Consider the following 26,142-nt stretch of genomic DNA (forward strand, 5'->3'; position numbering starts at 1 on the left):
CCGCCGCCCACGCGGCCCATAAGTTGCAGGACGCCGACCGAAACAACCTCGAGGCGCCAATGCCCATCCCCGTCAACGCGGACTCATCCATCCCCGTCTGGGCGCGCGAGATCGTCAAGGCGCGCCAGGAGAAGCAAGCGGCCGACCAGAAGCGGTTCGAAGCGATGGTCGCAGAGGCCAAGGCGCGCGGGCGCGAGCCTGGGCGGCCGCTTCCACCGGGGTCTGTGCGCATCTCCTATTCGACGCCGGATGAGGTCGCCGCCCAGCACGCGGCGCTCGCCGAGGTGATGCGATACTCCCGCCCGGGATCGCTCAGCGAGGCCGCCCTGGCCCGCTGGCTCGCCGAGCCGCAGGAGGAGCCCCCGACGCCGGAAGCCCGCCGGGCCGAGCTCGAAGCCCGCTGGCGCGCGTTCGCCCTGGAGGCCGGAGTCACGCCGCCCGAGGACATCCTCGAGGGCGTGAACATCTGGGCCTGATTCCGCCGGGGCGCCCTACCGCCCCGTCAGCTCCTTCGCCAGCGCCGTGCGGCCGTAGACCTTCTGCAGCGCCTCGGTGGCCGCGGCCGTGGAGACCACCACCGTGCGGTTGATGGTTCCGTCGTAGCCGTAGTCCCCGCCCAGGGAGTGGATGTTGCCGTCGAAGGCCGCGCCGAGCACCTCGCCCTTGGCGTTCACCACCGGCGAGCCGGAGTTGCCGCCGATGATGTCGTTGGTGGTTACGAAGTTGAACACGGTCTTGGGGTCCAGCCGGTCCTTGGCCTCGACCCAGCGGGGCGGCAGCTCATAGGGCTCGGCGCCGGTCGCCCGGTCGTAGAGGCCTGCGAAGTCGGTGAAGGCCGGCACGCTGGTTCCCCGCCACGTCCAGCCGGCGACCTTGCCGTAGGAGAGCCGCAGGGTGAACGTCGCGTCCGGATAGACTTGATCGCCATAGACGGCGAAGCGGGCGCGGGCGATGCGCTCGGCCGCCCGGTCGGTGGGGCCCGTCACCTGGTCCTCCCAGGTCTTGCGGATCTCGCGGGCGGCCGGGTCGATCTTCAGCGCCAGCCGGATCATCGGGTCGTCCGAGGCCTGGATCGCCCCCAGGCCGCCCTCCCACAGCGCCTTGCGCACGGCCGGGTCGCCCAGCTTCGTGCCGGACACCAGCCGCGCGGCCATACCTTCGGGGCTCTCGCGGCCCAGGAGCAGCTTGGTGGCCGGGTCGTCGGCGGTCAGGTACTCACGGGTCTTGGAGAGCCAGAACGACAGGTACATCTCCTCCAGCGCCGGCTCCGCCGGGCGCGGGTCCAGGAGCTCCTTCTGCAGCAGCGCCAGGCGCGTGTCAGCGTATTCGGGCAGGCGCTCGGCGGCCGGCTTCTCGCGCTCCTGCGCCGCCCGCACCAGGGCCCGGGCGTATTGGAACAGCTCGGAGATGTAGCCGGCGCCCTGTTCGATCTGGCGGTAGCGCACATAGTTGTCGGCGAGCGCCTTCTGGGCCGTGGCGATCTCGCCCCAGGGGTCGCCGATCTCAGCGGCCAAGGCCAGGTCGGCGGCGACCTTGGCCTTCAGCTCGGCTTCGGCCGCGCGCTTGGCGTCCATGAAGGCGGGATCGTTCAGCGCGAACTGGCGGCCGAAGAAGACCTTGAAGGAGTTCTCCACGCTGGTCAGCGGGTCGGTGGCCACGCGCTTGTTCTCGGCGCTCTCGCCGGAAAAGCGGATCAGCCGCCCCCGGATCTCCGAGCGCTGGAGCTGGCCCACCGGGATCACCAGGTCGCGCTGGGTCTCCAGTTGCGCCACCGTCATCTGCCGATCGGTGGAGCCGGGGTTTCCGGAGACGAAGGTCGCCTCCCCCTCCCGCGGCGCACGGGCCACCCAGGTCAGGTGCTGCGGCGTGCTGGCCGCCGCGCCGTCCTCATAGAGGCGCAGGAAGCCGATATCGAGGTTGTAGCGGGGGAAGTTGAAGTTGTCCGGATCGCCGCCAAAGAAGGCCGCGCCGTATTCCGGCGCGAAGACGATCCGAACGTCGTCGTACTTGCGGTAGGTATAGAGCTTGTACTGGCCGCCGCGGTAGAGCGTCACCACCTGGCAGCGCAGGCGCGGGTCCTCGCCGCAGGCCTCCGCTTCGGCCCGGGCCGTCACCTCGTCGCGAGCCTTGACGAAATCGAGGCCCGTCTTGCCCTTCGTGGCCGCGTTCACCTGGCCGGTCAGGTCCTGGATCGAGACCAGGATTTCGGCCTGCATCCCCGGACAGGTCTTCTCCTCGCTCCGCGCGGAGGTCAGGAAGCCGTCCTTCACATAGTCGGCCTCGGCGCTCGACAGCGCCTGCACGCAGTCGATCACGCAGTGGTCGTTGGTCAGCACCAGCCCGTCCTTCGACACCACCGAGGCCGAGCACCCGTTGGTGAGGCGCACCGAGGCGGCCTGCACCCGGTCGAGCCATGGCCGGTCGATGGTCACGCCCAGCGCCGCCTTCACACGTTCGGCGGGGAAGTTGTCGTAGGTCCACATGCCCTCGTCGGCATGTGCGGCGCCTGCGCCGAAGACCAGAAGGGCGGCGACGCCGGCGGAAGCGGTGCGAAGGGATCGGATCATCGGATGGGCCCGGCTGCGGCGCTCCGAAGCGCCTGGAATGTAACGGGATGTATCGGCGCAACGGCCCCGCCGCGGCAACCGCCCGCAGCGCCACCTTACCGCGAATTAATCGGCCAGGGCCCCGCCTTACGGGGATGTAACTAGGTTTCGTCTGTTTCAGCGGCGACACATCCGCGGACTTCAAGGGGTTGTCCGCGAGGGAGCTGGGATGTCGCTGGCCTTGGCCACGCTGGTCTACGAATGGCGCCGCTATCTGGCGGCGGTGATCGCGCTCGCCTTCTCCGGGCTGCTGATCCTGGCCCAGGTCGGCATGTTCACCGGCATCGTGAAGGGCGCCACCGCCACCGTCGACCGCAGCCGCGCCGACATCATGATCCTGCCGCCCAAGATGGAGAGCCTGATCAACTCCGGCCCCTCCAGCCTGCCGGCCCGGATCCAGCCGCAGATCTACCTGAACCCGGACGTGGTCGAGGTCGCCAGCTGGGACGGCAACGGCGGGCGCTGGAGCAACGTGCCCAAGAAGGGCGCCAAACAGGTCACCCAGTTCGTCTCGGTGATGATGGTCGATCCGCGGCCCGGCGCGGTGACCCTGCCGGTCGACTATTCGGACGAGGTGCGCACGGCGCTGCTGGAGCCCTATTCGGTGGTGGTCGACCGCTCGGCGCTCAAGCGCCTGGGGGTCAAGGTCGGCGAAGCAGCCACCCTGCGCGACAAGACCGTCTGGGTGCGCGCGGTGGTCGACGGCTATCCCGACATCAACCAGGCGACGGTCGTCGTCTCCCGCGACACCTTCCGCATGCTGGGCATGATGGAACAGGACGACCGCACCGGTCCGCTGATGGTGCGCCTGAAGGACCCGGCCCGCGCCGAGATCGTGCGCGACCAGCTCAACGCGGCCTCCGGCGGCGCCTATCGCGCCTGGACCCGCGCCGAACTCTCCAAGGCCAACGAGGGGGCGCTGATGCAGGAGCAGATCATCGGCATCTTCATCGGCTTCTCGGTCTTCCTCGGCTTCCTGATCGGCGTCGGGATCACCTCCCAGACCCTGCGCGGGGCGATCCTGGCGAACATCAAGGAGTTCGCCAGCCTGCGGGCGCTCGGAGTGTCCATGGGCTCCCTGCGCCTGATCGTGCTGGAGCTGTCCTTCTGGGTGGGGCTGGTCGGCCTGGCGGCCACCGGACTGCTGACCTTCCTCATCTCCCTCCTCGCCAAGAACGGCGGCCTGCCCATGGGCTTTCCGCTGAACTGGGTGGTCCTGGTCGCGGTCCTCCTCATGGCGATCTCGCTCGCCTCGGGCCTGATGGCCCTGGGCGTCCTCAAGAAGAGCCAGCCTGCGGACCTGCTGCGATGAACCCCGCCCTCTCCCAAGCCCGGGCCATCGAGGCCAAGGGCCTCGTCAAGCGCTTCAAGACCGGCCGCAGCCACATCGAGGTGCTGAAGGGGGTCGACTTCGACGCCCTGCACGGGGACGTGACGATGGTCATGGGGCCCTCCGGCTCGGGCAAGTCGACCCTGGTCGCCACGCTCTCGGGGCTGCTGAGGCCGGACGAGGGGGGCGTGAAGGCCCTCGGCGAGGACCTGTGGAGTCACCGCCCCGGCCGCATCGACCGCTTCCGGCTGGACCATTGCGGCTTCATCTTCCAGGGGTTCAACCTGTTCGGCGCCCTCACCGCCCTGCAGCAGGTCACCACCGTCCTGAAGTACAAGGGCTTTTCCCCGGAAGAGGCGCGCGCCAAGGCGGTCGTCGCCCTCGAGGAAGTCGGCCTTGGACCGCGCATGAACCAGCGGCCCTCAGAGCTTTCCGGGGGCGAGAAGCAGCGGGTGGCCATCGCCCGCGCCCTGGCCAAGGAACCGCGCCTGCTGTTCGCCGACGAGCCCACCTCGGCCCTCGACGGCGAGAACGGCCAGGTGGTGATCAAGCTGCTCCAGCGGGCGGCGAAGAGCCACGGGGCGGCGGTGATCTGCGTGACCCACGACCCGCGGCTGGAAGCCTACGCCGACCGCATCATCCACATCGAGGACGGCCGCATCCTGGACGACCGGCGCACCCGCGCGCCGGCGCCGGCGGCCGACCGCCAAGCCGTTCCCATGGGAGCCTGAAGACCATGTTCGCCCTCTTCCGCAGCCGCCGCACCCTCTGGCTCGCCGGGGCCGCCGTCCTCCTGATCGGCGCCGGCGGGGCCGTGTTCGCCACCCAGGCCTCGGCCCAGAAGGAAAAGGCCGCCCAGGCCGCCGCCGTCGCGCCCAAGAGCCCCTACCTCGCCGTCGCCAACGGCAAGGCGGACGTCGAGGGCGGGCTGATCGAGGTGGCCGCCCGCAGCGCCGGGGTGGTGCGCGAGGTGCTGGTCCAGGAAGGCGACGACGTGGTCAAGGGCCAGGTTCTCGCGCGGCTGGAGGATGACGAGCCCCGCCTGGCCGCCCGCCGCGCCGCCGCCGAGGTCGAGCAGGCCCGCGCCCAGGTCGGCCTGCTGCAGGTCCAGCTCTCCTCCGCCCGCCGCGAGTACGAGCGCCTGCGGGCCCTCTCCTCGTCCAACTTCGTCGCCGGCCAGAAGCTCGACCAGGCCCAGGACAAGATTCGCGAGGCCGAGGCCAACCTCGCCGTCCAGCGCGCCGACATCGCCACCGCCCAGGCCCGCCTGGAGGAGGCGCGCTACAACCTGGAGCTCACCGTCATTCGCGCCCCGGCCGACGGGCGCATCGTGCGCCGCTACGCCAATCCCGGCGCCGGCGCTTCGACCCTGAACGTCTCCACCATGTTCGACCTGGAGCCCTCCGCCCGCCGCATCGTCCGCGCCGAGATCTCCGAGGGCGCCCTGCCCTACGTCAGCGTCGGCCAGGCGGTGCAGATCGCCCCCGAGGCCGATCCCGACAAGAGCTACAAGGGCGTGGTCCTGCGCCGCGCCGGCGTTTTCGGCGCGCGCAAGCTGCAGTCCGAAGACCCGACCCAGCGCGCCGACGAGCGCGTGGTGGAGGTGGTCGTCAGCGCCGACGAGACGCCGTTCCTGGTGGGTCAGCGCGTCCTGGTGAAGTTCATGCGCAGCCAGACGGCGTCGGCGAAGGCGCTCCCCCCGAACGCTTGACGGCGCTTCTCCCGCGCCGCAAAACCCGCGCGATTTTGGGAAACCCTTAGCGGGAACGGGAGAGACACATGGCGGACATCCGCTTCGACGGCAAAGTGGCGATCGTCACCGGCGCGGGCGGCGGCCTCGGCCGTCAGCACGCCCTCGAGCTGGCGCGTCGCGGCGCCAAGGTCGTGGTCAACGACCTCGGCGGCTCCATGGACGGCTCGGGCGGCTCGTCGGCGGCGGCCGAGGCCGTCGTCGCCGAGATCAAGGCGATGGGCGGCGAAGCCATCGCCAACGGCTCTTCGGTGACCGACGACGCGGGCGTGGCGCTGATGGTCAAGCAGGCGATGGACGCCTGGGGCCGCATCGACATCCTGATCGCCAACGCCGGCGTGCTGCGCGACAAGTCCTTCTCCAAGATGGAGATCTCCGACTTCGAGTTCGTGCTGAACGTGCACCTGATGGGCACCGTCAAGCCGGCCAAGGCGGTCTGGGAGATCATGCGCGCCCAGAACTACGGCCGCATCGTCGTGACCACCTCGTCCTCGGGCCTCTACGGCAACTTCGGCCAGTCGAACTACGGCGCCGCCAAGCTCGGCATCATCGGCTTCATGAACACCCTCAAGCTCGAGGGCCAGAAGAACAACATCCACGTCAACGCCATCAGCCCGGTGGCCGCCACGCGGATGACCGAAAACCTGATGCCGCCGGAAATGCTGGAAAAGCTCAAGCCGGAATACGTCACCCCGGGCGTGGTCTACCTCTGCTCGGAAGAAGCGCCGACCGGGGCGATCCTGGCCGCCGGCGCCGGCGCCTTCGCCGTCTCCCGGATCTACGAGACCGAGGGCGTCTATCTCGGCGAGGGCGGCCTGTCGGTCGAGGAGATCCGTGACAACTGGTCCAAGATCTCCGACCCGGAAGGCCAGAAGGCCTATTTCGCCGGCGGCGAACAGGGCCAGAAGTTCTTCCGCAAGCTGGCTGGCGGCTGAGCTTCGGCTAGAATCCGACGACACGACGGGCGGTCCTTCGGGCCGCCCGTCTTTTCTGGGGTCCCCTCCGCCGCAGAGCAGACCCGTTCGGCGCGGAGGGCGTCCTGACTGAACGGGGTCCCGAGCCATGCGGACCGTGCGCATCGCCGCCGCCCAGACCCCCGACATCCGCGGCGACGTCGAGGCCGCCCTCGCCTGCCTCTCCGACTTCCATGAAAGGGCGAAGGCCGCCGGGGCCGCGCTGTTGTGCTTTCCCGAGGGCTTCCTGCACGGCTACGAGACCGACGCCGAGGCGGCCCGCCCCTGGGCGCTGGACCTGGGCTCGCCGGCCTTCGCCGCCCTCCTGGCCCGTCTTCCCGCGCGCGGGCCGATGCTGGTGTTCGGCCTGGCGGAGGCCGACGGCGAGCGCCTGTTCAACACCGCCGTGGTGGTCCAGGACCGCGCCCTGGTCGGGCGCTACCGCAAGGCCCACCTGCTCGGCGCTGAGCGGGGCTTCGCCCCCGGAACCGAGCCCGCCGTGTTCGGGGTCGACGGCCTGCGCTTCGGCCTCAACATCTGCTTCGACACCAACTTTCCGCAGGCCGCGCGCCAGGTCGCCGACCTGGGCGCCTCGCTCCTCGTCTGCCCGGCCAACAACATGCTGCCCCGCGCGGTCGCGGAGACCTGGAAGGACGCCCACAACGCCGTTCGCGCCGAACGCTGCCGCGAAGCCGGCCTTTGGGCTCTCAGCGCCGACGTCACCGGCGAGCGCCACGGCCGCGTCGGCTGGGGGCCCACCGCAGTGATCGATCCGGCCGGCCAGGTTCGTGCCCAGCTGCCCCTCGGCGCCCCGGGCCTCCTCGCCTTCGACCTGCCGGCGGCGGCGCCGCTCCAGATTGCCAAGGCTTAATTTTTGCGGCGGTGAAACAGCTTGCGCTGGGGCAGGTTATCGCGCGTAACCTGCGTCGAACCCGCAGGCGCCCGAAAGAGGCCCGCGGCCTTGTACGGGAGACTCGCCCTTGGCCACCGACGCCGCCTCGAAGCGCCCGCTCGCGCTATCGACCATCATGGCCTTTGCGGCCACCAACCTGCCGCTGTCGGCGGTGACGATCGCCATCGCGGTCTATCTGCCGAAGTATTTCGCGAGCAACATCGGCGTCAGCCTGGCGGCGGTGGGCAGCGCCTTCGCCATCGTGCGCCTGATCGACATTCCCCTCGACCCGATGCTGGGCATGGTGATGGACCGCACGCGCTCGCCGTGGGGGCGCTACCGTCTGTGGACCATCATCGGCGCGCCGATCCTGATGGGGGCGGTCTACATGCTGTTCATGGCGCCCAGCGGCGTGGGCACGGCCTATCTGATCGGCTGGCTCCTGGTGATGTACCTGGGCACCTCGATCCTGCATCTGTCGCACTCGGCCTGGGCCTCGACCCTGGCGACCAACTACAACGAGCGGGCGCGGGTGTTCGGGGTGATGACCGCCGTCGGGGTGGTCGGCTCGGCCACGGTGCTGCTGACCCCGCTGCTGCTCAACGAACTCGGCAAGTCCGAGGCCGAAGGCGTGCAGGGCATGGGCTGGTTCGTGCTGTTCCTGACGCCCCTGGCGGTGGCCCTGGTGGTCTGGCGCACGCCCGAGCGCATCGCGCCCGAGGTCCACGGCAGCCACTTCAGGTTCAAGGAATACCTCAGCCTCGTCACCCGGCCGGAGATGGCGCGGATCCTCCTGGCGGACCTGTGCCTGGCCCTGGGGCCGGGCTGGATGAGCGCCCTCTACCTGTTCTTCTTCACCGACTCTCGCGGCTACACGACCGGACAGGCCAGCGTCCTGCTGCTGATCTACATCCTGGCGGGCTTCGCCGGCGCCCCGCTGATGGGCCGCCTGGCCACCCGCATCAGCAAGCACCGCGCCGCCATCGTCGCCTCCCTGGGCTATTCCTGCGTGCTGGTGACGCTGATGGCGATCCCCAAGGGCAGCATGCTGATCGGCGTGGTGCCGATGTTCATCGCCGGCTTCTTCGCCGCGGGCTTCACCGTGCTCACCCGGGCCATGACCGCCGACGTCAGCGACGAGGTGCGCCTGGAACAGGGCAGGGAGCGGGCGGGCCTGCTGTTCGCCCTGACCACCCTGACCAACAAGATCGCCGGGGCCTTCTCGATCTTCCTGACCTTCCAGGTGCTGGCGCGCACCGGCTACGACGCCCGGGCCGGGGCGGTGAACACGCCCGAAGCCATCCGCAATCTGGAGCTCGCCTATCTGATCGGCCCGATCGTGTTCGTGGCCATCGGCGGCGCCTGCTTCCTCGGCTACAAGCTCACCGCCGAGCGCCATGCGGTGATCCGGCGCGAGCTGGAGGCCCGCGACGCCGCGCTCGCCGACGACCAGCCGTTCTACGACGAGGCGCCGATCATCGAGAGCGTCACCGGCGAGGCGGCCGTACCGACGCCGCTGGTGGAGCCCAAGCGCGCCTGAGGCCTGCCGGAACGGAGACTTTCCCGAACGGCGTTCGTTCGAAATTGCTTGCGGACGAGCGCCGGGCGGCGCTGATTTCAGATCCTCATAAGCGCCCGTAGAGGCGCACAAGATTTACTTTGCTGATTTGGAGACGCCCATGACTCCCCTCGCCGCTCAGGCGGGGACCGCCGCCAAAGGCGGCCGGCTTCCGACGCCCGTCATTCTGTCATTCGCCAGCGCCGCATTGCCAGTGGCCGCGCTCGCCCTCGCCATGGGGGTCTACCTTCCGCGCTTCTACGCCGGGCACATCGGCCTCAGCCTCGTGGCCGTGGGTCTGGCCTTCACCATCGTGCGGCTGATCGACATCGTCTTCGACCCGCTGCTCGGGGCGGTGATGGACCGCACGCGCACGCCGATCGGCCGCTACCGGCCCTGGATGATCATCGGCGCACCGGTGCTGATGGGCTCGATCTACATGCTGTTCAATCCGCCGGCGGACGCGGACCGCGGCTATCTGATCCTGTGGCTTCTGGCGCTCTACGTCGGCATCTCGATCATGACTCTCGCCCATGCGGCCTGGGCTGCGGCCCTCGCCGCCGGCTACCACGACCGCTCGCGGGTCTACGGCTGGATGCACGCGGTCGGCGTGGTCGGCGCGGTCGGCCTGCTGTTCCTGCCCAAGTTCACCGGCGGCGCGGTGGATCCGGGCCGCGGCCAGTCCATGGGCGCGGTCGGCTGGGTGCTGATCGCGGCCGTCCCGGTGACCATGCTGCTGATGCTGGGCTTTTCGCCAGAGAAGGTCTCGGTGGACAGCACCCGAGAGGCTTTCGGGCCCAAGGACTACTGGGACATGATCGCGCGGCCGACCATGCGCCGGCTGATCCTGGCCGACCTGGCGCTGGCTCTGGGCCCCGGCACGACGACGGCGATCTACATCTTCTTCTTCCACGACGCCAAGGGCTTCCCGATCGCGGTCACCAGCCTGCTGCTGGTCCCCTACATCGGCGCCGGCATCCTGGGCGCGCCCATCTGGGCCCGCATCGCCCAGAAGTTCGGCAAGCACCGCACCCTGATGGGCGCCACCGTCTGCTACGCCGTCGCCCAGTCCATCCTGATGGCGATCCCCAAGGGCCTGCTGGTTCCCACGGCCGTCGGCATGTTCTGCGTGGGCTTCGTGGCCAGCGCCTTCATCCTGCTGATCCGGGCCATGGTCGCCGACGTGGCCGACGAGGTGCGCCTGCAACAGGGCAAGGAGCGGCTCGGCCTGCTCTACGCCATGGTCACCTCGACCCAGAAGGTCGGCGCGGCGATCTCGGTCGGGATCATCTTCCCGGTGCTGGCTGCGGTCGGCTACAACGCCGCCGAGAACGCCGTGAACACGCCCGAGGCCATTCGCGGCCTGGAGATGTGCTACCTTTTCGCCCCGATCGTCTTCGTGCTGGTCGGCGGGGCCTGCTTCTTCGGCTACAGCCTGGACGCCGAGCGCCACGCCGAGATCCGCAAGGCGCTGGACATCCGCGACGCCCAGGGCCTGGAAAGCTCCATCGTCGAGCAGATCACCGGCTCGCAGACCCTGCCGGACGTGTCGGTCGAACCGAAGCGGCGCAGCTCCTAGCCCGCCAGCCGCGCCGCCAGGTCCGCGAAGACCCTGGCGGCGGGGCTCTCCGGCGCGGCGGCGGCGACTGGCCGGCCCTCGTCGCAGGCCACCCGCAGGGCGATGTCGATCGGCAGTTCGGCCAGCAGCGGCACGCCCAGGCGCTCGGCTTCGGCGGCCGCGCCGCCCTGGCCGAAGATCGGGATCTTCGCCCCCGTGGCCGGGTCCGGGAACCAGGCCATGTTCTCGACCACCCCCAGGATCGGCGTGGCGGTCTTGGTGAACATCGCCGCCGCGCGCCGCGCGTCGATCAGGGCGATCTCCTGGGGCGTGGAGACGATCACCACCCCGTCGATCTTCATCTTCTGGATCAGAGTCAGCTGGATGTCCCCGGTGCCCGGCGGCAGATCCACCACCAGCACGTCGAGCGGCGCCTCCGCCGAGCCCCAGGCCACGTCGTGCATCATCTGGCGCACCGCCGAACTGGCCATCGGTCCGCGCCAGATCATCGGCGCCCCTTCGTCGACGATGAAGCCGATCGACATCACCTTCACGCCCCAGGCCTCCAGGGGAATGAGCTTCTTCTCCGGCCCGAACGCCGGCTCGCCCTCGGCGCCGAGCATGCGCGGGGCCGAAGGCCCGTAGACGTCGGCGTCCAGCAGCCCGGCGCTCAGGCCGGCTTGGGCGAAGGCGACGGCCAGGTTGGCCGAAATCGTCGACTTGCCGACGCCGCCCTTGCCGCTGGCCACCGCGACCACGCGCCGCACGTGGGCGGGGCGCTCCGCCTGGGGCGAGGGCGCCGGCGCGGCCTGGGGGTCTTCGCTCAGCCGCGCGCCGCGGCGCACCCGGGTCACGCCCGGCGCCGGCGGCTCGGCGGCGGCCTCCACGGTCAGCACCACCTGGGCCTTGGCCACGCCCGGCACGGCGGCCAGCGCCGCCTCGGCGGCGTCGCGCACCGGGGCGTAGAGCGCCGCCTCGCCGCGGGCGACCTCCAGCATGAATCCGGCGCGGCCCGGGCCGATCGCCAGGCCCTTCACCAGCCCCGCTTCGACGAGGCCTTTGCCGGACTTCGGATCGGCGATCCGGTCCAGCGCCGACAGGATCGCGGCTCGTTCCGGGGGGGCGGACTGGTCCATAACGCCTTTGTTGTCTTGCTTTGCCGTCTCGCGAGCCTCATATCCGGCTGACAGCGCCGGTTTACAAGTCCGACCTCGGACGGAACGACGCACCCGCGCCGAAGCGAAACGAAAAGACGACGCGACCAACGAATGCCATGGAATGATAACGCCAACCCCGGCCCCTGGGGTTCGCCGCCGCCGAACGACGGCGACCGAGGTCCTGGCGGACCGCGACGCCCCCCGCCGGGCGGCCCGCGCGGCCCCCGCCGGCCCGATGGCCCGGACCTTTCGGCCCTGTTCGACCGCCTCAGCCGGCGTCTGCGCGACCTGTTCGGCGGCCCGGGCGGCGGCGGCGTGCGGCCCGGCGCGATCGCGGTGGTCGTCGGCGCCGCCCTCGCGCTCTGGGCGCTCAGCGGCCTCTACGTCGTCCAGCCCAACGAGCAGGCGGTGGTGACCACCTTCGGCGCCTACTCCCGCTCGGAATCGCCGGGCCTGCGCTATCACCTGCCCGCCCCCTTCGAGCGGGTGGAGAAGGTGGCCGTGACCAGCCTCAACCGCATCGACGTGGGCGGCTCGGCCGCCGCCGACGTGCCGGAAGAGAGCCTGATGCTGACCGGCGACGAGAACATCGTCGACCTGGACTTCAGCGTGACCTGGCGGGTCGAGGATCCGGCCAAGTTCCTGTTCACCGTCCGCGACCCGGAAGCCTCCGTGAAGGCGGTCGCCGAGAGCGCCATGCGCGAGGTGGTCGGCAAGACGCCGCTGGAAGCCATCCTCACCCGCGGCCGCGGCCAGGCGCAGATCCAGGCGGCCGAACTGATGCAGCGCACGCTGGACTCCTGGAACGCCGGGGTCAGCGTGGTGGAAGTCCAGATCCGCTCGGCCAACCCGCCGCAGGAAGTGGTGTCCGCCTTCCGCGAGGTGGCCAACGCCGGCCAGGACGCCGAAAGCGCGGTCAACGAGGCCAACACCTACCGCAACCGGGTGATCAACGAGGCCAAGGGTGACGCCGCGCGGATCATCCAGTCGGCCCAGGGGTACCGCGAGCAGTCCGTGCGCGAGGCGCTCGGCGATGCGGCCCGCTTCAACCAGATCTACGACGAATACCGCCGCGCCCCCGCCGTGACGCGCGAGCGCCTCTACATCGAATCCATGCAGCGCGTGCTTGAGAAGTCCAACAAGGTGATCATCGACGGCAAGGGCGCCTCGGCGCCGATCATCCTGCCGCCGGACGTCTTCCGCCCCCGCAGTTCGACCGCCACCCGCGCCGCCCCGGCGCCGGCGGTCGCGGCCCCGACCGAGAGCGAGGCGCAGCCATGAACCGCCGTTTCGTTCCCCTGGCGGTCCTCGCCGTCGGCGTGCTGATCGTGGTGGCCAACACCCTGTTCGTCGTCGAACAGCGCGAGCAGGCCATCGTGCTGCGCCTGGGCGAGCCAGTGCGCGTGATCAACACCTTCGCCGAGTCCAGCCCGGGCCTGAAGGCGAAGATCCCGTTCATCGAGAACGTGATCAAGCTGGACAAGCGCAATCTCGCCCTGGAGGCCGAGCAGGAGGAGATCATCGCCGCCGATCAGGAGCGCCTGGTCGTCGACGCCTTCGTCCGCTACCGCATCTCCGACCCCCTGCAGTACTACCGCACCCTGCGCGACGAGCGCACGGCGCGCGACCGCATCGAGCGGTTGGTCAACTCCTCCCTGCGCCAGGTGCTGGGCTCGGCCACGTCGAACGACATCATCTCGGGCAAGCGCGGCCAGCTGATGCTGCAGGCCCAGCGCGACGTCGCCGCGCGGGCGGCCTCTTCGCGCCTTGGCGTCCAGATCATCGACGTGCGCATCAAGCGCGCCGACCTGCCCGCCGCCAACCAGGCCGCGGTCTACCGCCGGATGAAGACCAGCCGCGAACAGGAAGCCGCCCAGATTCGCGCGATCGGCGAGCAGCAGAAGCGCGAGATCATCGCCGGGGCCGACAAGGAAGTGGCGATCACCCTCGCCACCGCGTCCGAGGAAGGCGAGAAGACCCGAGGCGAGGGCGACGCCCAGCGCACGCGCATCTTCGCCCAGAGCTTCGGCAAGGATCCCGGATTCGCCGCGTTCTACCGCTCGATGCAGGCCTACGAGCAGTCCCTGGGCCAGGGCGACACCACCATGGTGCTCTCCCCGGACAGCGCCTTCTTCAAGTACTTCGAGCGCGGCCCCTCGGCGCGATAGGCTAGCCTCGCTCCAGCGCGGCCGCCGCCCGCTGCAGGCTCTCCTGCAGCGGCGGCGCGCCGACGATCTCCAGCACCGGGCACGGCAGGCCTGAGAGCCAGGCGCGGTGGCGCTCCAAGCTGCGGCCGGCGAAGCCCGGCCGGTCGTAGCCGCGAGCCCATTCCACGAACGCCAGGTGCTGGTCGTGCATCCGCCCGCCCGGATCGATCGCCGCAGCGTATCGCTCGCGCTCCCGCGCCAGCAGGCGCGCCATGCGGATCTCGGGCGGCACGTGCAGGAACACCACCAGGTCGAAGCGGGGAATGAAGGCGTCGCCCCATCCGGTCAGCGAGCCGGAGACGACCCAGCGCTGCGCCCGATCCATGTCCGCCGCCATCATCGCCACCCTCGCCTCCACCGGCCGCGGCGTGGAGAAGGGCGGGTCGGTGGGCTCCCAGAAGTAGCTGTCGGTGTCGAGATGCGCGCCGCCGATCTGCGCCGCGAGCGCCGCCCCGAGCGTGGTGGTCCCCGAGGACGAGGCGCCGAGGACGTGGACGCGGCTCACGGCCGCACCGGCCCCAGCATCCCCCGCACCTCGTGCAGGTCGACGGCGATGCGGCAGCACAGGCCGTGCATCTCCTCGGTCGGATCGAGCAGGTCCGGCACCATGATCGTCATCATCCCCGCGGCGGCGGCGGCGCGCACGCCGTTGTGGGAGTCCTCCAGCGCCAGGCACAGGGACGGATCGACCTCCAGGCGGGCCGCCGCGGTCAGGTACGGATCGGGATGCGGCTTGCCGCGGACGTAGTCCCCCTTGGCCACGATGGTGTTGAATCGCGGGATGATCCCGGCCGCACGCAGGTGCGAGGCCACCGCCCGGTGGCTGGAGGAGGTGGCGATGGCCCGCGGCAGGCCCAGCGCGTCCAGATGGTCCAGGATCTCAATCACCCCGGCCTTCAGGGCCACCCCCGCCAGGATCATCTCCTCGGCTACGTCGAGAACCCTCTGGTTGAAGGCGTCCACCGGAAAGTCCGCCCCATAGTGGCCGGTGAGCAGGTCGGTGTTGTCCGGCAGGCCGATCATCGCCCGGAAGACGTCGAGCGACATGGCGTGGCCCATCTCCTCGGCGACGGCGGCCATGGCGTCGCGATAGACCGCCTCGGTGTCGACGAGGAGGCCGTCCATGTCGAAGACGACGGCGTGGACGCGGCGCGGCAGGACCATGGCCGCGTCTATAGCCGCGCCGTCGCGCCGGCGGAATTCAACCTCTGAGTCAGTCTGTGACGAACTCGGCGGCGGTGTAGCCCTGGAAGTAGAGCAGCGCCGTGAGGTCGGCGTGATCGACCTTGGCGTCGGCCTCCGCCGCCACGATCGGCTTGGCGCGATAGGCGACGCCGAGCCCCGCGGCCTCGATCATCGCCAGGTCGTTGGCCCCGTCGCCGATCGCCAGCGCGTCGGACTGGGCGATGCCCAGGTCCGCGGCCTCCTGCACCAGGGCCGCCAGCTTGGCTTCCCGGCCCAGGATCGGCTCCTCGACCAGGCCGCTCAGCGAGCGGCCCTCCTCCACCAGCCGGTTGGCGCGGTTGTGGTGGAAGCCGGCGGCCTCGGCCACCCGGCTGGTGAAGTAGGTGAAGCCGCCCGACACCAGGACGCAGCGCGCCCCATTCGCCGCCATGGTGCGCACAAGGGTCCGTGCGCCGGGGTTGAGCCGCACGCGCTCGTCGTAGGCCTGCTGCAGCACGGTGATCGGCAGGCCCTTGAGCATAGCCACCCGCTCGCGCAGGGCCCCTTCGAAGTCCAGTTCGCCGCGCATCGCCCGCTCGGTGATAGCCGAGACCTGCGCTTTGACCCCGGCGAAGTCGGCCAGTTCGTCGATGCATTCGCAGCCGATGATCGTGGAATCCATGTCGGCCACCAGCAGCCGCTTGCGCCGGCCGGCCCAGGGCTGGACGCAGACGTCGACGGCCTGGCCGGCGAGCGCCGCCTCGGCCGCCCGCCTCAGCGCCCGCGCGTCCTCGCCCTCGACCAAGAGGTCGACGGCGCCGGGCCCCAGGGGGCGAGGCTCCTTGACGCGGGCGCGCGCGCCTGCGAGCGCTGCGGTGATGGCGGGAACGGCGGCCGCGGCGGCCTCCGCGTCGGGACTGACGAGCGTAAGGGCGATCTGCATGGAGCCCCGCATCTGGCTGATCGCCGGGCCCACGGCAAGCGGCAAGTCGGCCCTGGCCCTGCGGCTGGCCCGCGAACGCGGCGGCGAGATCGTCAACGCCGATTCCATGCAGCTCTACGCCGACCTGCGGCTTCTGACCGCCCGGCCCTCGCCGCAGGAGGAGGCCCAGGCGCCTCACCACCTGTTCGGCGTGGCCGACGCCGCCGACGCCTGGTCGACCGGCCGCTGGCTGCGGGCCGTCCTGGAGACGCTGGAGACGATCGCCGCCCGGGGCCGGCCGGCGATCGTCGTCGGCGGCACCGGTCTCTACTTCCGCGCCCTCACCGAGGGACTGGCCGACATCCCCCAGATCCCGCCCGCGGTGCGGGCCGGCGCCGAGGCCGACTACGGGGCCCTAGGCGAGGCGGCGTTCCGCGCGCGACTGGCCAAGGCCGACCCGCAGGCCGCCGCCCGCATCGCCGCCGGCGACCGCCAGCGCCTGGTGCGCGCATGGGAGGTGCTGGCGGCCACCGGGACGTCGCTCTCGGACTGGCAGGGATCGACCGGCTCGGCCCTGCCCGCGGACGCTTGGCGCGGGGTCGCACTCGAGCCGCCGCGGGCCCAGCTCTACGCCCGCTGCGACGCGCGGCTCGAAGCCATGCTCGCGGCCGGCGCCCTGGACGAGGTGGCCGCCCTTGCGGCCCGGAACCTCGACCCGTCGCTGCCGCTGATGAAGGCGGTCGGGGTGCGCGAACTGTCGGCCCATCTGCGCGGCGAGACCGCACTGGCCGAGGCGCTGGCCGCCGCCCAGCAGGAGACCCGCCGCTACGCCAAGCGCCAGATGACCTGGGTGCGGCGCCAGATGGCCGGCTGGCCGCGCCTATCAGCCCTGGAGCCGGAAGAGCAGTGGAGGCAGTTTCTTGCGCTGAGCGCGCCTTGACGCGCCTCCACGCGCATGCGATTAGCCCTGCCATCTGTTTTCGGAGAATGCTCGTGCGCGGGATTCTTGTACTCGGAAGGCGACCTGCAGCGGACTGACGCATCGTCAGACCGTCCCAGGTCGCTTGCGCCAGGCCCCTTGAGGGCCTTTTTTATTGCCCGATCTCCTCCCACCCAGGCTTCCCCCCACCCAAGGCCGAACATCATGACCGCCCATCAGACCATCGAAGCGAAGACCGAGACCCTGAGCGGGGCCGAGATCGTCGTGCGCGCGCTGATCGATCAGGGGGTCGAGGTGCTGTTCGGCTATCCCGGCGGGGCGGTCCTGCCGATCTACGACGCCCTGTTTTCCGAGCCGCGGCTGCGCCATGTGCTGGTGCGCCACGAACAGGGCGCGACCCACGCCGCCGAGGGCTACGCCCGCTCCACCGGCAAGCCCGGGGTGGTGCTGGTCACCTCCGGCCCCGGGGCGACCAACGCCATCACCGGCATCGTCGACGCCCTGATGGACTCGATCCCGATGGTCGTCATCACCGGCCAGGTGGCCACCCACCTGATCGGGACCGACGCCTTCCAGGAATGCGACACGATCGGCATCACCCGCTCGATCACCAAGCACAACTACCTGGTCAAGGACGTGGCCGACCTGCCGCGGATCATGCACGAGGCCTTCCATATCGCCACCAGCGGCCGGCCGGGCCCGGTGGTCATCGACATTCCCAAGGACGTGCAGTTCGCCAAGACCGCCTATGCGGGGCCGAACGAGGTGGTCCACGCCCACGACTATCGCCCGCGCACCAAGGGCGATCCGGGCCGCATCGCCGAAGCCGCGCAGATGATCGCCAACGCCCGGCGCCCGATCCTCTACACCGGCGGCGGCGTGATCAACGCCGGCCCCAGGGCGGCCGAGCTCCTGCGCCAGTTCGCCCAGATGACCGGCGCGCCGGTGACGTCCACCCTGATGGGCCTGGGCGCCTTCCCCGCGTCGGACCCGCAGTGGCTGGGCATGGTCGGCATGCACGGCAGCTTCGAGGCCAACAACGCCATGCACGACTGCGACGTCATGGTCGCGATCGGCGCGCGCTTCGACGACCGGGTGACGGGCCGGCTGGACGCCTTCTCGCCGGGCTCCAAGAAGATCCACATCGACATCGACGCCTCGTCGATCTCCAAGAACGTGCGCGTCGACATCGGCATCGTCGGCGACGCAGCCAGCGTGCTGGAGGACCTGATCGGCGCCTGGAAGGCCCGCAGCCTGTCGGCCGACAAGCTCGCTGTGGACGACTGGTGGCGCCAGATCGAGGCCTGGCGGGCGCGCCAGTGCTTCCGCTATCGCCCCGACGGCAAGCTGATCAAGCCGCAGTACGCCATCGAGCGACTCTACCAGCTCACCCGCGACAAGGACGTCTACGTCACCACCGAGGTCGGCCAGCACCAGATGTGGGCGGCCCAGTACTTCCACTTCGACCAGCCGAACCGCTGGATGACCTCGGGGGGCCTGGGCACCATGGGCTACGGCCTGCCCGCCGCCCTCGGCGTGCAGATCGCCCATCCGGACGCCCTGGTCGTCGACATCGCCGGCGACGCCAGCGTGCAGATGACCATGCAGGAAATGGCCACGGCCATCCAGTTCGAGCTGCCGATCAAGATCTTCATCCTGAACAACGAATGGATGGGAATGGTGCGCCAGTGGCAGCAGCTGCTGCACGGCGAGCGCTACTCGCACTCCTATTCGGCGAGCCTGCCGGACTTCGTGAAAATGGCCGAGGCGTTCGGCTGCGTGGGCCTGCGCGCCGAGCACCCCGACGAGCTGGACGACAAGATCCGCGAGATGGTCGAGGTGAGGAAGCCGGTCCTGTTCGACTGCCGGGTGACCAAGGAGGAGAACTGCTTCCCGATGATCCCCTCCGGCAAGGCGCACAACGAAATGATCCTCGGCGAAGAGGCCGACCTCGGTTCGATCATCGACGACGCCGGCAAGCGGCTGGTCTGAGGCTGCAGGCGTCGGAGCTCGCCGGCGACGACGCCGGCGGCTTACACGCTGATCGAGACCAGGCCGGCGGACCCGGCGGCGCCCTGAATCTGCGCCTCGGCGTCGTCCACCGCGCCCTGGGCGGCGGCGGCGGCCTTGCGGGCGGCCTCGGCGTCGGCGGCTTCGCCGGTGCGCTGCGCCTTGCGCGCGGCCTCTTCCGCCGCGGCCTTGAGCGCCTTGGCAAGCTTGCGCGCCTCGGCAAGGAACTGGCGGTCCTCCTCGCTCGCGCCGCCCCTGCGCGAGGCGTTCTGCGTCGCGTCCTGGCCGGCCGCGATCGCCCGTTCGTAGGGATTCTGCGCCTTGCCGTCCGCTCCGCCCTCCTCGGAGTCCGCCTGAACGGCTTCCGCGCCTGACGCCTCGCCAGCTTCGGCGGCGACGCCCGGGGTCGACGCTTCGCCGGCCGCGGGCGAAGCGGCCGTCGCGCCGCCCGCCCCGGCCCCCGCGCCTCCGGCCGCAGCATAGGCCTTGACCGCCTGCGCAAGCTCTCGGGCCAGCTGCGCGATCTGGCGCGGCGAGGCGCCCAGCATGCGAAGCTGTTGGAGCTGCTGCTTGATCTGGTCGAGCTTCTGCTTGGCGCGCGCCTTGCGCTCTTCCTTGGCCTGGCTCTGGCTGACCTTCATCGCCTCCAGCGCCTGGCTGGCGGCCCGCAACTTCTCGGCCGCCCGCTGTTCACGGGTGTCGAGCCCGCCGAACGGGGCGGCGGCGGAGGTGGACAGGATCATCGCCATGACGCTTCCGGCCTTGCGCGGCTCTCGCCGCAAACCCGACTTCGCCCTTGAGCCGATTAAGGGAGAGTGAAGCCGGGCCGCGCCTGGCGAGGCGCCTACATCTTCAGGCGAAGCTGGCCCATGTAGTCGCGCTTGCCGAGCGGCACGCCCTTCATGCGCAGGATGTCGTAGGCGGTGGTGGCGTGGAAATGCAGGTTGGGCAGGGAAAAGCTCATCAGGAAGCCCTCCGCCGTGAACGGCAGCTTCCGCTCGCCGAACTGGAAGGCCATGTCGCGCCCCTCATAGGCGTTGACCTCCTCCGGCGTCAGCGCCTTCAGCGCCGCCTGGGCGTCGGCGACCAGTTGCTGAAGCTGGGTGTAGCTCAGGGGGTCCATCACCCCGCCCGGGCTGAAGACGCCGGCCTTCACGCCCTCGATCGCGCCCTGCGAATGGTGCGCGACCGAGATCACCTGAAACCGGAACGGCAGCATGTCCGGAAACAGCCGGGTGGCGACGATCTCCTCCGGATCGATCCCGTTGTCCTGGCAGTGGGCGAACCCGCGCTCCAGGAACCCGGACACGCCGCCCAGCACCTGCAGGAACGAGGTCACGCTGACGTCGTAGAGTGAAATAGCCATGGCGGTCGCCGCCTCCCCGAATGATTGACCGCGCAGACGTAGGTGAGCGGCGCGTCCGGCGCCAGGGGCCGCTAGCGCCCGCCCAGCCGGTTCAGCACTTCGCGCGGCACGCCGTAGTGGGCGACGATGTAGGCGCGGTCGCGAAGCCCCATGGCCTCGCGCTGGACGAGGAAGCTCCAGACCGCATCGGCCGCCGCGCGCAGCGCCTCGGCCCGGCCCTCCCCGCCCGGGTGCCTGCGCAGCGCCTCCAGGCTCTCCTCCACCCGCTTGCCGGCCCGCCCCAGGGAGGCGGCCTGCTCCTCCATCAGCTCGTAGCGGAGCACGGCGTCCCCGCTCTCGACGCCGAGGCGCCGCGTGAAGGCCTGGGGCATGCGAAGCGATGACATGCCCCGCATCTTGGGGGCGGGGGCCTGGAAGGCAAGCCCCACGCCCGCCTCCCCTCAGCCGCCGTAGAAGAACCGTTCCTCGGCGATCTTGCCGTCCTTGACGGTGTAGACGCCGACCTCGTCCATGGACATGCGCTGGCCCGACGCCTTCTGGGTCAAGTCCATCTTGAAGCGCACGACGAACTGGTCGCCGTTGACATAGGGCCCTTCCACCTCCGTCGAGTGGATCTCGTGGTTGGCGTTCCACCACTCGCCCTTGCCGCGCACGGCGTCCTTACCGCGCACCTCGGCCATGTCGCCGGGCGCGGCCTCCACGCTGAGGACGTCGTCGGCCCAGTACTTTTCGCCGGCCTCGTCGAACTTGCCCTCCTTGCACAGGGCCACGAGGTCGTTCGCGATCTCTTGGGTGCTCATAGCGTTCAGCTCCGCTGCTGGATTGGCCGGGCGCCCAGCCAGGCGCTCCGGCGGCGCTCATTCCGCGCCCGTCACGGGCCCCGCGCAAGTGAAATGTTTATGATTTGTTCCTGATGCTGACAGCCCGCCGCCAGGCTGCGGCCTTGCCCGGCGGCCCGGCATGTGACACCTGCCGGGGCGAAAGCTCCAGGATCCCGCGATGTCCGACACGTCCCAGCCCGCCTCCGTCTATGACCTGTCCCACGAGGACGAGGCCGAGAGCCTCGCCACCTTCGCCATCCTGGTCGACAACGAGCCGGGGGTGCTCCATCGGCTGGTCGGGCTGTTCGCCGCCCGCGGCTACAACATCGAGAGCCTGACGGTGGCCGAGACCGACCGGCGGGCGCACACCAGCCGCGTCACCATCGTCACCCGCGGCGCGCCGCACGTGCTGGCGCAGATCGAGGCGCAGCTCCAGAAGATGGTGGCCACGCGCCACGTCCAGGACGTCACCCGCGACCCCAACGGCCTGGAGCGCGAGCTTGCGCTGGTGAAGGTCCGGAGCACCGGCCCCGAGCGGGTGGAGGCGCTGCGCGTGGCCGACATATTCCGCGCCAAGGTGATCGACACCACCCACGAGAGCTTCGTGTTCGAGGTGACCGGCGCCTCCACCAAGATCGACAAGTTCATCGAGCTGATGCGCCCCCTGGGCCTGGTGGAACTATCCCGCACCGGCGTGCTTTCCCTGACCAGGGGCGCCGAGCCCATGTGACGGGCCATCCGGGGAGGTCGCGCTGATCCGCACCCTCGTCTTCGCCCTGACCCTGCTCTCGCCGGCCGCCGCCGCGGCCCAGGCGGTCGAGTCCCCTGCCGCGAGCGAACAGGCCGTCGACGCTCCGGCGGCCCTCGGCGAGTTGCAGCCCTGGCCCTACCCGCCGCCTGATCCGCAGGCCTGGTGGAGCGAGGACTGGCCGGCGCCGCCGGAGGCCCGCAATCCCTTGGCCGGCCGCCGCATGGGGCGCTGGAACCAGCCGGAGCGGATCGACAACGGGATCGACGCGACCCTCTACCGCCTCTGGGACCTGCCGCCGCTGCAGACCCAGATCCTCTACGGCGACGAGCTCGTGCTCGAGGCCTGGATGCGCCCGGCCCGCACGGTGCGCCAAGCGGTGGCCCGGGTGATCCTGCGCCGCGACGGCAGGGCCTTCGTGCAGGCCCGGGCCGGGCTGGCCTGCTGCGAGCCCGGGATCGCGCGGCGGGTGGAGGTGGACGTCGAGCTGGCGCCCGAGACGGCCCGCGCCCTGGGCGCCCTGCGCGACGATCCCCTGTGGGAGGCCCCCCGCTACGTGCGGGTGGCCGAGGGCGGCGGGGCGGCCGACGCCATCTGCGTGGACGGCGCGTCCTACGACCTCACCCGCCTCACCTCGCGCGGGGCGGTCTCGGTGCGGCGGGCCTGCGACCCGGCCGAGGTGGGGCAGGCGGCGGCCGTGCTGGGGGCGGTGTTCGGCGCGGCCCTCGGCCATGACGCCCGCTTCGACGCGCTGTTCCCGAAGGGCGCCGACTTCTCCCGCGAGGGCGCGGCCTATGCGGCTCTCCTGGCCGGCGGCGGGACCCTGCGCAAGGCCCCGCCTCGCCCCGACGCGCCCCTCGAACAGACCCCCTAGGCTTCCGCCGCCGACAGCTTCGTCTGCGCCGGCCCGGCGCTCCGGATCCGCCGGCGCACGATGCGGTGGGTGGTCAGATACTGCACGCCGAAGAGCCCGGCCTTGGAGGCCAGCGGAAAGACGGCCATGAAGGCGGCCCAGTGGTGCGGCCAGGCGACCGCCACGACGAGGTTCGCCGCCGCGCTCAGGGCCATCAGCCCGGCCCAGACGTAGCCGAAGGCGATCATCACGTCTTCGGCGTGGCCGGCGGCGACCGGCGGCATGTAACGCAGCATCCAGCCCCGCTGGAGCATGGCCGCCGAGACGATCAGATAGACCACCGAGGGCTTGGCCATCACGAAGCGCGGATCGTGGGTGAACAGGCTCGCCGCCCCCGACACCAGCACCAGGGCCAAGCTCAGCCACTGCAGCGCCGCCACCGGCGCGCCGCGCAGCTTCAGGAGCGCGACCTGCCCCAGGCCCACGCCCGCGGCGGCGGCCACCGCCCAGACCACGTCCACCTTCAGCGCGATGAGCACGACGAAGACCAGGGTGGAGAGGAAGTCCGCCAGCAGCGGACGAGCGGCGTGCAGGAGAGGGTTCATGAGGGGTCCGTTCGGTTGCGATCGCCCACAGGCCGGAGAGGGCCGAGGCGCGCAAAACCTAGCGGGACAAGGCCGCGAGGCGGTAACCCGCTCGCGAAGGGCGCGCGGCGGTTCACGGGAAAATTCCCGCCGTTCGCGCTTCGCGAACCGCCGCCAGGGCTCGGGACGGCCGCAACGGTCTTCAAATGCGGGTCCGCACCGCCTATATTGGGATCGTCCGGGTTCGCCCGGTCTATGGAGATAAACGCGCACGCAATAAGCGGACTGGACCCGGGTGCGATTCCCGGCGGCTCCACCAAATCCCTTCCCGGGTATCGCCGGAAAGCATGGGGCCGATCAGCATCGACAGACGTGTAAAGGTGCAGCCTTCTCTCGGCTTGGCCCACCGTTTCGGGCCTTAAACTAACTGCGAACGATAACTTCGCTGAAGAAGTCCGCCTCGCTGCGTAATGCAGCGCGTCGAATTTCGACCTAAAGCCCTAGCGGGTTAGCACCGTTAGGCGGGGCTCGGAGGGGGCCTGGCAACAGAACCCCTCCACTTCGATTCAGCATGATCCGTGCCCGTCGCTGCGGGTTCGCCTTGCGCGGCGCAGCATTGGCGCTAGGTTCGTGACCGTTGCGTATCGATGGGAGATCCCATGGCCCAGGAGCCGCCGGCCCAGGACCAGATGCAGTATGAGGCCATGGCGCAGGAAGCCCTGCGCGGCGTGGTCAAGGCTGCGCTCAAGAAGGCAGCAGCGCCCGGGGGCCTGCCGGGCGCGCATCACTTCTACATCACCTTCAAGACCGACGCGGCCGGGGTGTCCGGCCCGACGGACCTGTTGGCCAAGTATCCCGACGAGATGACCATCGTCCTGCAGCACCAGTACTGGGACCTGGCGCCGGGCGAGACCTTCTTCTCGGTGACGCTGAAGTTCGGCGGCCAGCCCAAGCGGCTGAGCGTGCCCTATGCGGCGGTGACCCGCTTCTACGATCCGAGCGTCCAGTTCCTGCTGCAGTTCGAGGCGCCGCCGTCGGCCACCGCGAGCGCGCCGGCCGCGCCGCCAGCGCCGGCCGAGCAGGCCGCCGGCGCGGAGGGCGACGAAGCGGCCAAGATCGTCTCCCTCGACCAGTTCCGTAAGAAGTGAGCCCCGGATGAGCGACGTCTCCGACGCCGAGCCCGAAGCCCTGACCGACGAGGCGATCCTCGCGCGGTTCCTGCGGACCAAGAACCAGCCCACCGGCTCCCAAACCCTCGGCTTTCGCATGGTGGCGGTCAGCCAGGCGGAGAAGTCCGTCGAGGTCGCCTTCGACGCCCGGGCCGAGCTGCTGCTCAACCCGATGAAGCAGATCCAGGGCGGCTATCTTTGCGCCATGCTGGACGAGGCGATGAGCGTGGCCTGCATGGTCGCCTCCGGAATGACCCATGTGGCGCCCACCGCCGAGATGAAGACCACCTTCTTCCGCCCGGCTAAGCCCGGACCGATCAAGGGGATCGGGCGGGTGGCCAAGTGGGGCCGCACCATCGCCTTCACCGAGGGCGAGCTCTACGACCCAGAGGGGCGGCTCCTGGCCAAGGCGACCGGCACGGCGGTGCCAACGCCCTTCCAGAACTACAAGAAATAACCCGCCGTGGCGCGCGCGCGTTGGGCAGGTCTCATCGCAGCGCTCGCCGGCGCGATCCTCGGCTTCGCCGGACCGGCCGCGGCCGGCCCCTTCTCGGACTGGGCCGCGGTGGTGGTGGCCGGCGACTGGCACGCCCATAGCGGCGGCCCCTCCGAGGCCTTCGACAACGCCCGGCGCGACGTCTCCCGCGCCCTGGAGGCCGCCGGGTTCGAGAGGACCAACCTGCGCCAGTTCTCCGTGCGGCCGGAGCGCTACAGGGACGGGCCGCTCAAGGCGGACCCGGTCAGGATCTACGAAACCCTCGGCCAGCTCACCGCCCAGGCGCCGGGCGGATGCCTGTTCTACTTCACCTCGCACGGCGCGCCCCAGGGGGTGGTCCTCGACCAGGGCCTGATGCCGCCGGGGATGCTGGGCGCCATGCTCGACCGCACCTGCGCGGGGCGTCCCACGGTGGTGGTGCTCTCCGCCTGCTTCTCGGGCGTCTTCATTCCCGCCCTGGCCAGGTCCAACCGGATGGTGCTGACCGCGGCGCGGCCGGACCGCACCTCCTTCGGCTGCGGAGAAGCCGACAAATACCCCTACTTCGACGACTGCTTCCTGCAGTCGATGCGCGGCGCGGCGGACTTCGCGGCCCTCGCCGGCGCGGTGCAGTCCTGCGTGGCCCGGCGCGAGATCGCCGAGGGCGTGCGCCCGCCGTCCGAGCCGCAGGTGTTCATCGGACCGGCGCTGCGGCCGATGCTGCCCCTGTTGAGCTTCGCCAGCGCGCCGGCGACCACCGGCGCCTGCGGCGCCGCCCCGGCCGCCAAGGCCTGCTGAATCGGCGGGCGCCGACCTGGACCGTGGCCGTTTGACGCCGGCCCGAGGCGCCCTACAACAGGGCAGTTCCCCCTTCGACGCGCGACAGCGGACTGATCACCGATGCGACCCAGGCTCTTCGTCGCCCTCGCCGCGATTCTCGCCCTGACGAGCGCTTCGGCGCTCGCCCAGGACGCGCCCGCCGCCGACGCGCCGCAACCGGCCGCCGACCAGCCCAGCGCGCCGCCCGCCGCGCCCCCGGCCGCCGCCACGCCCGCCGGCCCGATCCCCTACGACACCTA

General features: G+C 70.7%; 27 protein-coding genes and 1 other RNA gene. 18 read left to right on the forward strand and 10 right to left on the reverse strand.

The annotated features are described in order from the left end of the window. The first annotated feature begins 59 nt into the window (after positions 1-59). Positions 60-476, forward strand: coding sequence for a hypothetical protein (locus tag ACK4YQ_RS13635; RefSeq protein WP_409611964.1), 417 nt, complete (start codon positions 60-62; stop codon positions 474-476). Between the two features lie 15 nt (positions 477-491). On the opposite strand, the gene ACK4YQ_RS13640 is transcribed toward ACK4YQ_RS13635, so the two are convergent. Continuing rightward, positions 492-2,567, reverse strand: coding sequence for a S46 family peptidase (locus tag ACK4YQ_RS13640; RefSeq protein ID WP_409611965.1), 2,076 nt, complete (start codon positions 2,565-2,567; stop codon positions 492-494). 208 nt (positions 2,568-2,775) lie between these two features. Between ACK4YQ_RS13640 and ACK4YQ_RS13645 the strand changes: the two genes are divergently transcribed. The 7 genes from ACK4YQ_RS13645 (at position 2,776) to ACK4YQ_RS13675 (ending at position 10,668) form a co-directional block, all read left to right on the forward strand. Continuing rightward, complete coding sequence (locus ACK4YQ_RS13645) at positions 2,776-3,918, forward strand: ABC transporter permease (protein ID WP_409611966.1); 1,143 nt, start codon at positions 2,776-2,778, stop codon at positions 3,916-3,918. Then, a complete protein-coding gene (locus ACK4YQ_RS13650; RefSeq protein WP_409611967.1) occupies positions 3,915-4,667 on the forward strand; it encodes an ABC transporter ATP-binding protein in 753 nt (250 codons plus the stop codon). The genes ACK4YQ_RS13645 and ACK4YQ_RS13650 overlap by 4 nt, the downstream gene beginning before the upstream one ends. Positions 4,668-4,672: 5 nt before the next feature. Continuing rightward, positions 4,673-5,647 (forward strand): efflux RND transporter periplasmic adaptor subunit, encoded by a 975-nt coding sequence (locus ACK4YQ_RS13655; RefSeq protein ID WP_409611968.1) that lies wholly within the window; start codon positions 4,673-4,675, stop codon positions 5,645-5,647. Positions 5,648-5,715: 68 nt separating this feature from the next. Beyond that, positions 5,716-6,621, forward strand: a complete 906-nt coding sequence (locus tag ACK4YQ_RS13660) for an SDR family NAD(P)-dependent oxidoreductase (protein ID WP_409611969.1) — start codon at positions 5,716-5,718, stop codon at positions 6,619-6,621. 127 nt (positions 6,622-6,748) lie between these two features. Beyond that, positions 6,749-7,510 (forward strand): carbon-nitrogen hydrolase family protein, encoded by a 762-nt coding sequence (locus tag ACK4YQ_RS13665; protein ID WP_409611970.1) that lies wholly within the window; start codon positions 6,749-6,751, stop codon positions 7,508-7,510. A 109-nt stretch (positions 7,511-7,619) separates the two neighbouring features. Then, complete coding sequence (locus ACK4YQ_RS13670) at positions 7,620-9,071, forward strand: MFS transporter (protein WP_409611971.1); 1,452 nt, start codon at positions 7,620-7,622, stop codon at positions 9,069-9,071. A gap of 139 nt (positions 9,072-9,210) precedes the next feature. After that, positions 9,211-10,668 (forward strand): MFS transporter, encoded by a 1,458-nt coding sequence (locus ACK4YQ_RS13675; RefSeq protein ID WP_409611972.1) that lies wholly within the window; start codon positions 9,211-9,213, stop codon positions 10,666-10,668. Here ACK4YQ_RS13675 and ACK4YQ_RS13680 read toward each other — a convergent pair. Next, positions 10,665-11,783: a P-loop NTPase gene (locus ACK4YQ_RS13680; protein WP_409611973.1), complete on the reverse strand. Its 1,119-nt coding sequence runs from the start codon at positions 11,781-11,783 to the stop codon at positions 10,665-10,667. The two genes, ACK4YQ_RS13675 and ACK4YQ_RS13680, sit on opposite strands and share 4 nt — an antisense overlap. Positions 11,784-11,915: 132 nt before the next feature. Between ACK4YQ_RS13680 and hflK the strand changes: the two genes are divergently transcribed. Next, positions 11,916-13,085, forward strand: coding sequence for an FtsH protease activity modulator HflK (gene hflK / locus ACK4YQ_RS13685; protein ID WP_409611974.1), 1,170 nt, complete (start codon positions 11,916-11,918; stop codon positions 13,083-13,085). Then, positions 13,082-13,972, forward strand: coding sequence for a protease modulator HflC (hflC, locus tag ACK4YQ_RS13690; RefSeq protein ID WP_409611975.1), 891 nt, complete (start codon positions 13,082-13,084; stop codon positions 13,970-13,972). Before hflK ends, hflC begins: the two co-directional genes overlap by 4 nt. Before the next feature lies 1 nt (position 13,973). Here the strand turns inward: hflC and ACK4YQ_RS13695 are convergent, their stop codons facing one another. The 3 genes from ACK4YQ_RS13695 to serB are packed head-to-tail and all read right to left on the reverse strand — an operon-like array spanning position 13,974 to position 16,118. Beyond that, complete coding sequence (locus tag ACK4YQ_RS13695) at positions 13,974-14,516, reverse strand: hypothetical protein (RefSeq protein ID WP_409611976.1); 543 nt, start codon at positions 14,514-14,516, stop codon at positions 13,974-13,976. Beyond that, the gene (locus ACK4YQ_RS13700; protein ID WP_409611977.1) at positions 14,513-15,175 is read right to left on the reverse strand and encodes an HAD family hydrolase; all 663 of its coding nucleotides are present in this window, start codon (positions 15,173-15,175) and stop codon (positions 14,513-14,515) included. Before ACK4YQ_RS13700 ends, ACK4YQ_RS13695 begins: the two co-directional genes overlap by 4 nt. A gap of 49 nt (positions 15,176-15,224) precedes the next feature. Continuing rightward, positions 15,225-16,118 (reverse strand): phosphoserine phosphatase SerB, encoded by an 894-nt coding sequence (gene serB / locus ACK4YQ_RS13705; protein WP_409611978.1) that lies wholly within the window; start codon positions 16,116-16,118, stop codon positions 15,225-15,227. On the opposite strand from serB, the gene miaA reads away from it, so the two are divergent. Further along, entirely contained in the window at positions 16,117-17,037 is a 921-nt protein-coding gene (gene miaA, locus ACK4YQ_RS13710) for a tRNA (adenosine(37)-N6)-dimethylallyltransferase MiaA (RefSeq protein ID WP_409611979.1), read from the forward strand. The genes serB and miaA overlap by 2 nt on opposite strands. A 204-nt stretch (positions 17,038-17,241) precedes the next feature. Continuing rightward, positions 17,242-19,029, forward strand: coding sequence for an acetolactate synthase 3 large subunit (locus tag ACK4YQ_RS13715; RefSeq protein ID WP_409611980.1), 1,788 nt, complete (start codon positions 17,242-17,244; stop codon positions 19,027-19,029). Positions 19,030-19,070: 41 nt separating this feature from the next. Here ACK4YQ_RS13715 and ACK4YQ_RS13720 read toward each other — a convergent pair whose 3' ends face one another. The 4 genes from ACK4YQ_RS13720 to ACK4YQ_RS13735 form a co-directional block, all read right to left on the reverse strand. Continuing rightward, on the reverse strand, positions 19,071-19,796 hold the full coding sequence (locus tag ACK4YQ_RS13720) for a hypothetical protein (protein WP_409611981.1): 726 nt from the start codon (positions 19,794-19,796) through the stop codon (positions 19,071-19,073). A gap of 95 nt (positions 19,797-19,891) precedes the next feature. Continuing rightward, positions 19,892-20,413 carry a DUF1993 family protein gene (locus ACK4YQ_RS13725; protein WP_409611982.1) on the reverse strand — a complete coding sequence of 174 codons (522 nt, stop codon included), beginning with the start codon at positions 20,411-20,413 and terminating at the stop codon, positions 19,892-19,894. A 71-nt stretch (positions 20,414-20,484) separates the two neighbouring features. Beyond that, complete coding sequence (locus ACK4YQ_RS13730; RefSeq protein WP_409611983.1) at positions 20,485-20,799, reverse strand: DUF6665 family protein; 315 nt, start codon at positions 20,797-20,799, stop codon at positions 20,485-20,487. Positions 20,800-20,853: 54 nt separating this feature from the next. Beyond that, a complete protein-coding gene (locus tag ACK4YQ_RS13735) occupies positions 20,854-21,213 on the reverse strand; it encodes a SnoaL-like domain-containing protein (protein ID WP_409611984.1) in 360 nt (119 codons plus the stop codon). A gap of 199 nt (positions 21,214-21,412) precedes the next feature. Between ACK4YQ_RS13735 and ilvN the strand changes: the two genes are divergently transcribed. Together ilvN and ACK4YQ_RS13745 are read left to right on the forward strand one after the other, a co-directional pair. Beyond that, the gene (gene ilvN, locus ACK4YQ_RS13740) at positions 21,413-21,964 is read left to right on the forward strand and encodes an acetolactate synthase small subunit (RefSeq protein ID WP_409611985.1); all 552 of its coding nucleotides are present in this window, start codon (positions 21,413-21,415) and stop codon (positions 21,962-21,964) included. A gap of 142 nt (positions 21,965-22,106) precedes the next feature. Further along, the gene (locus tag ACK4YQ_RS13745; RefSeq protein WP_409611986.1) at positions 22,107-22,856 is read left to right on the forward strand and encodes a hypothetical protein; all 750 of its coding nucleotides are present in this window, start codon (positions 22,107-22,109) and stop codon (positions 22,854-22,856) included. On the opposite strand, the gene ACK4YQ_RS13750 is transcribed toward ACK4YQ_RS13745, so the two are convergent. After that, on the reverse strand, positions 22,853-23,440 hold the full coding sequence (locus ACK4YQ_RS13750; RefSeq protein ID WP_409611987.1) for a septation protein IspZ: 588 nt from the start codon (positions 23,438-23,440) through the stop codon (positions 22,853-22,855). The two genes, ACK4YQ_RS13745 and ACK4YQ_RS13750, sit on opposite strands and share 4 nt — an antisense overlap. A gap of 176 nt (positions 23,441-23,616) precedes the next feature. On the opposite strand from ACK4YQ_RS13750, the gene ssrA reads away from it, so the two are divergent. From ssrA to ACK4YQ_RS13770, 4 genes are all read left to right on the forward strand, one after another. Continuing rightward, positions 23,617-23,980, forward strand: a transfer-messenger RNA (tmRNA) gene (gene ssrA, locus ACK4YQ_RS13755). A gap of 98 nt (positions 23,981-24,078) precedes the next feature. Beyond that, on the forward strand, positions 24,079-24,567 hold the full coding sequence (locus ACK4YQ_RS13760; protein WP_409611988.1) for an SspB family protein: 489 nt from the start codon (positions 24,079-24,081) through the stop codon (positions 24,565-24,567). A 7-nt stretch (positions 24,568-24,574) separates the two neighbouring features. Beyond that, entirely contained in the window at positions 24,575-25,045 is a 471-nt protein-coding gene (locus ACK4YQ_RS13765; RefSeq protein WP_409611989.1) for a PaaI family thioesterase, read from the forward strand. Between the two features lie 6 nt (positions 25,046-25,051). Further along, a complete protein-coding gene (locus tag ACK4YQ_RS13770) occupies positions 25,052-25,861 on the forward strand; it encodes a C13 family peptidase (RefSeq protein ID WP_409611990.1) in 810 nt (269 codons plus the stop codon). Positions 25,862-26,142: the final 281 nt, after the last annotated feature.

It is taken from the genome of Phenylobacterium sp., from assembly GCF_046291545.1.
Taxonomy (GTDB): Bacteria; Pseudomonadota; Alphaproteobacteria; order Caulobacterales; family Caulobacteraceae; genus Phenylobacterium.

Coding starts and splice junctions, on each gene's coding strand:
- ACK4YQ_RS13635 (WP_409611964.1), top strand. CDS start 60: ATGCCCATCCCCGTCAACGCGGACTCATCCATCCCCGTCTGGGCGCGC.
- ACK4YQ_RS13640 (WP_409611965.1), bottom strand. CDS start 2,567: ATGATCCGATCCCTTCGCACCGCTTCCGCCGGCGTCGCCGCCCTTCTG.
- ACK4YQ_RS13645 (WP_409611966.1), top strand. CDS start 2,776: ATGTCGCTGGCCTTGGCCACGCTGGTCTACGAATGGCGCCGCTATCTG.
- ACK4YQ_RS13650 (WP_409611967.1), top strand. CDS start 3,915: ATGAACCCCGCCCTCTCCCAAGCCCGGGCCATCGAGGCCAAGGGCCTC.
- ACK4YQ_RS13655 (WP_409611968.1), top strand. CDS start 4,673: ATGTTCGCCCTCTTCCGCAGCCGCCGCACCCTCTGGCTCGCCGGGGCC.
- ACK4YQ_RS13660 (WP_409611969.1), top strand. CDS start 5,716: ATGGCGGACATCCGCTTCGACGGCAAAGTGGCGATCGTCACCGGCGCG.
- ACK4YQ_RS13665 (WP_409611970.1), top strand. CDS start 6,749: ATGCGGACCGTGCGCATCGCCGCCGCCCAGACCCCCGACATCCGCGGC.
- ACK4YQ_RS13675 (WP_409611972.1), top strand. CDS start 9,211: ATGACTCCCCTCGCCGCTCAGGCGGGGACCGCCGCCAAAGGCGGCCGG.
- ACK4YQ_RS13680 (WP_409611973.1), bottom strand. CDS start 11,783: ATGGACCAGTCCGCCCCCCCGGAACGAGCCGCGATCCTGTCGGCGCTG.
- hflK (WP_409611974.1), top strand. CDS start 11,916: ATGCCATGGAATGATAACGCCAACCCCGGCCCCTGGGGTTCGCCGCCG.
- hflC (WP_409611975.1), top strand. CDS start 13,082: ATGAACCGCCGTTTCGTTCCCCTGGCGGTCCTCGCCGTCGGCGTGCTG.
- ACK4YQ_RS13700 (WP_409611977.1), bottom strand. CDS start 15,175: ATGGTCCTGCCGCGCCGCGTCCACGCCGTCGTCTTCGACATGGACGGC.
- miaA (WP_409611979.1), top strand. CDS start 16,117: ATGGAGCCCCGCATCTGGCTGATCGCCGGGCCCACGGCAAGCGGCAAG.
- serB (WP_409611978.1), bottom strand. CDS start 16,118: ATGCAGATCGCCCTTACGCTCGTCAGTCCCGACGCGGAGGCCGCCGCG.
- ACK4YQ_RS13715 (WP_409611980.1), top strand. CDS start 17,242: ATGACCGCCCATCAGACCATCGAAGCGAAGACCGAGACCCTGAGCGGG.
- ACK4YQ_RS13720 (WP_409611981.1), bottom strand. CDS start 19,796: ATGGCGATGATCCTGTCCACCTCCGCCGCCGCCCCGTTCGGCGGGCTC.
- ACK4YQ_RS13725 (WP_409611982.1), bottom strand. CDS start 20,413: ATGGCTATTTCACTCTACGACGTCAGCGTGACCTCGTTCCTGCAGGTG.
- ACK4YQ_RS13730 (WP_409611983.1), bottom strand. CDS start 20,799: ATGTCATCGCTTCGCATGCCCCAGGCCTTCACGCGGCGCCTCGGCGTC.
- ACK4YQ_RS13735 (WP_409611984.1), bottom strand. CDS start 21,213: ATGAGCACCCAAGAGATCGCGAACGACCTCGTGGCCCTGTGCAAGGAG.
- ilvN (WP_409611985.1), top strand. CDS start 21,413: ATGTCCGACACGTCCCAGCCCGCCTCCGTCTATGACCTGTCCCACGAG.
- ACK4YQ_RS13750 (WP_409611987.1), bottom strand. CDS start 23,440: ATGAACCCTCTCCTGCACGCCGCTCGTCCGCTGCTGGCGGACTTCCTC.
- ACK4YQ_RS13760 (WP_409611988.1), top strand. CDS start 24,079: ATGGCCCAGGAGCCGCCGGCCCAGGACCAGATGCAGTATGAGGCCATG.
- ACK4YQ_RS13765 (WP_409611989.1), top strand. CDS start 24,575: ATGAGCGACGTCTCCGACGCCGAGCCCGAAGCCCTGACCGACGAGGCG.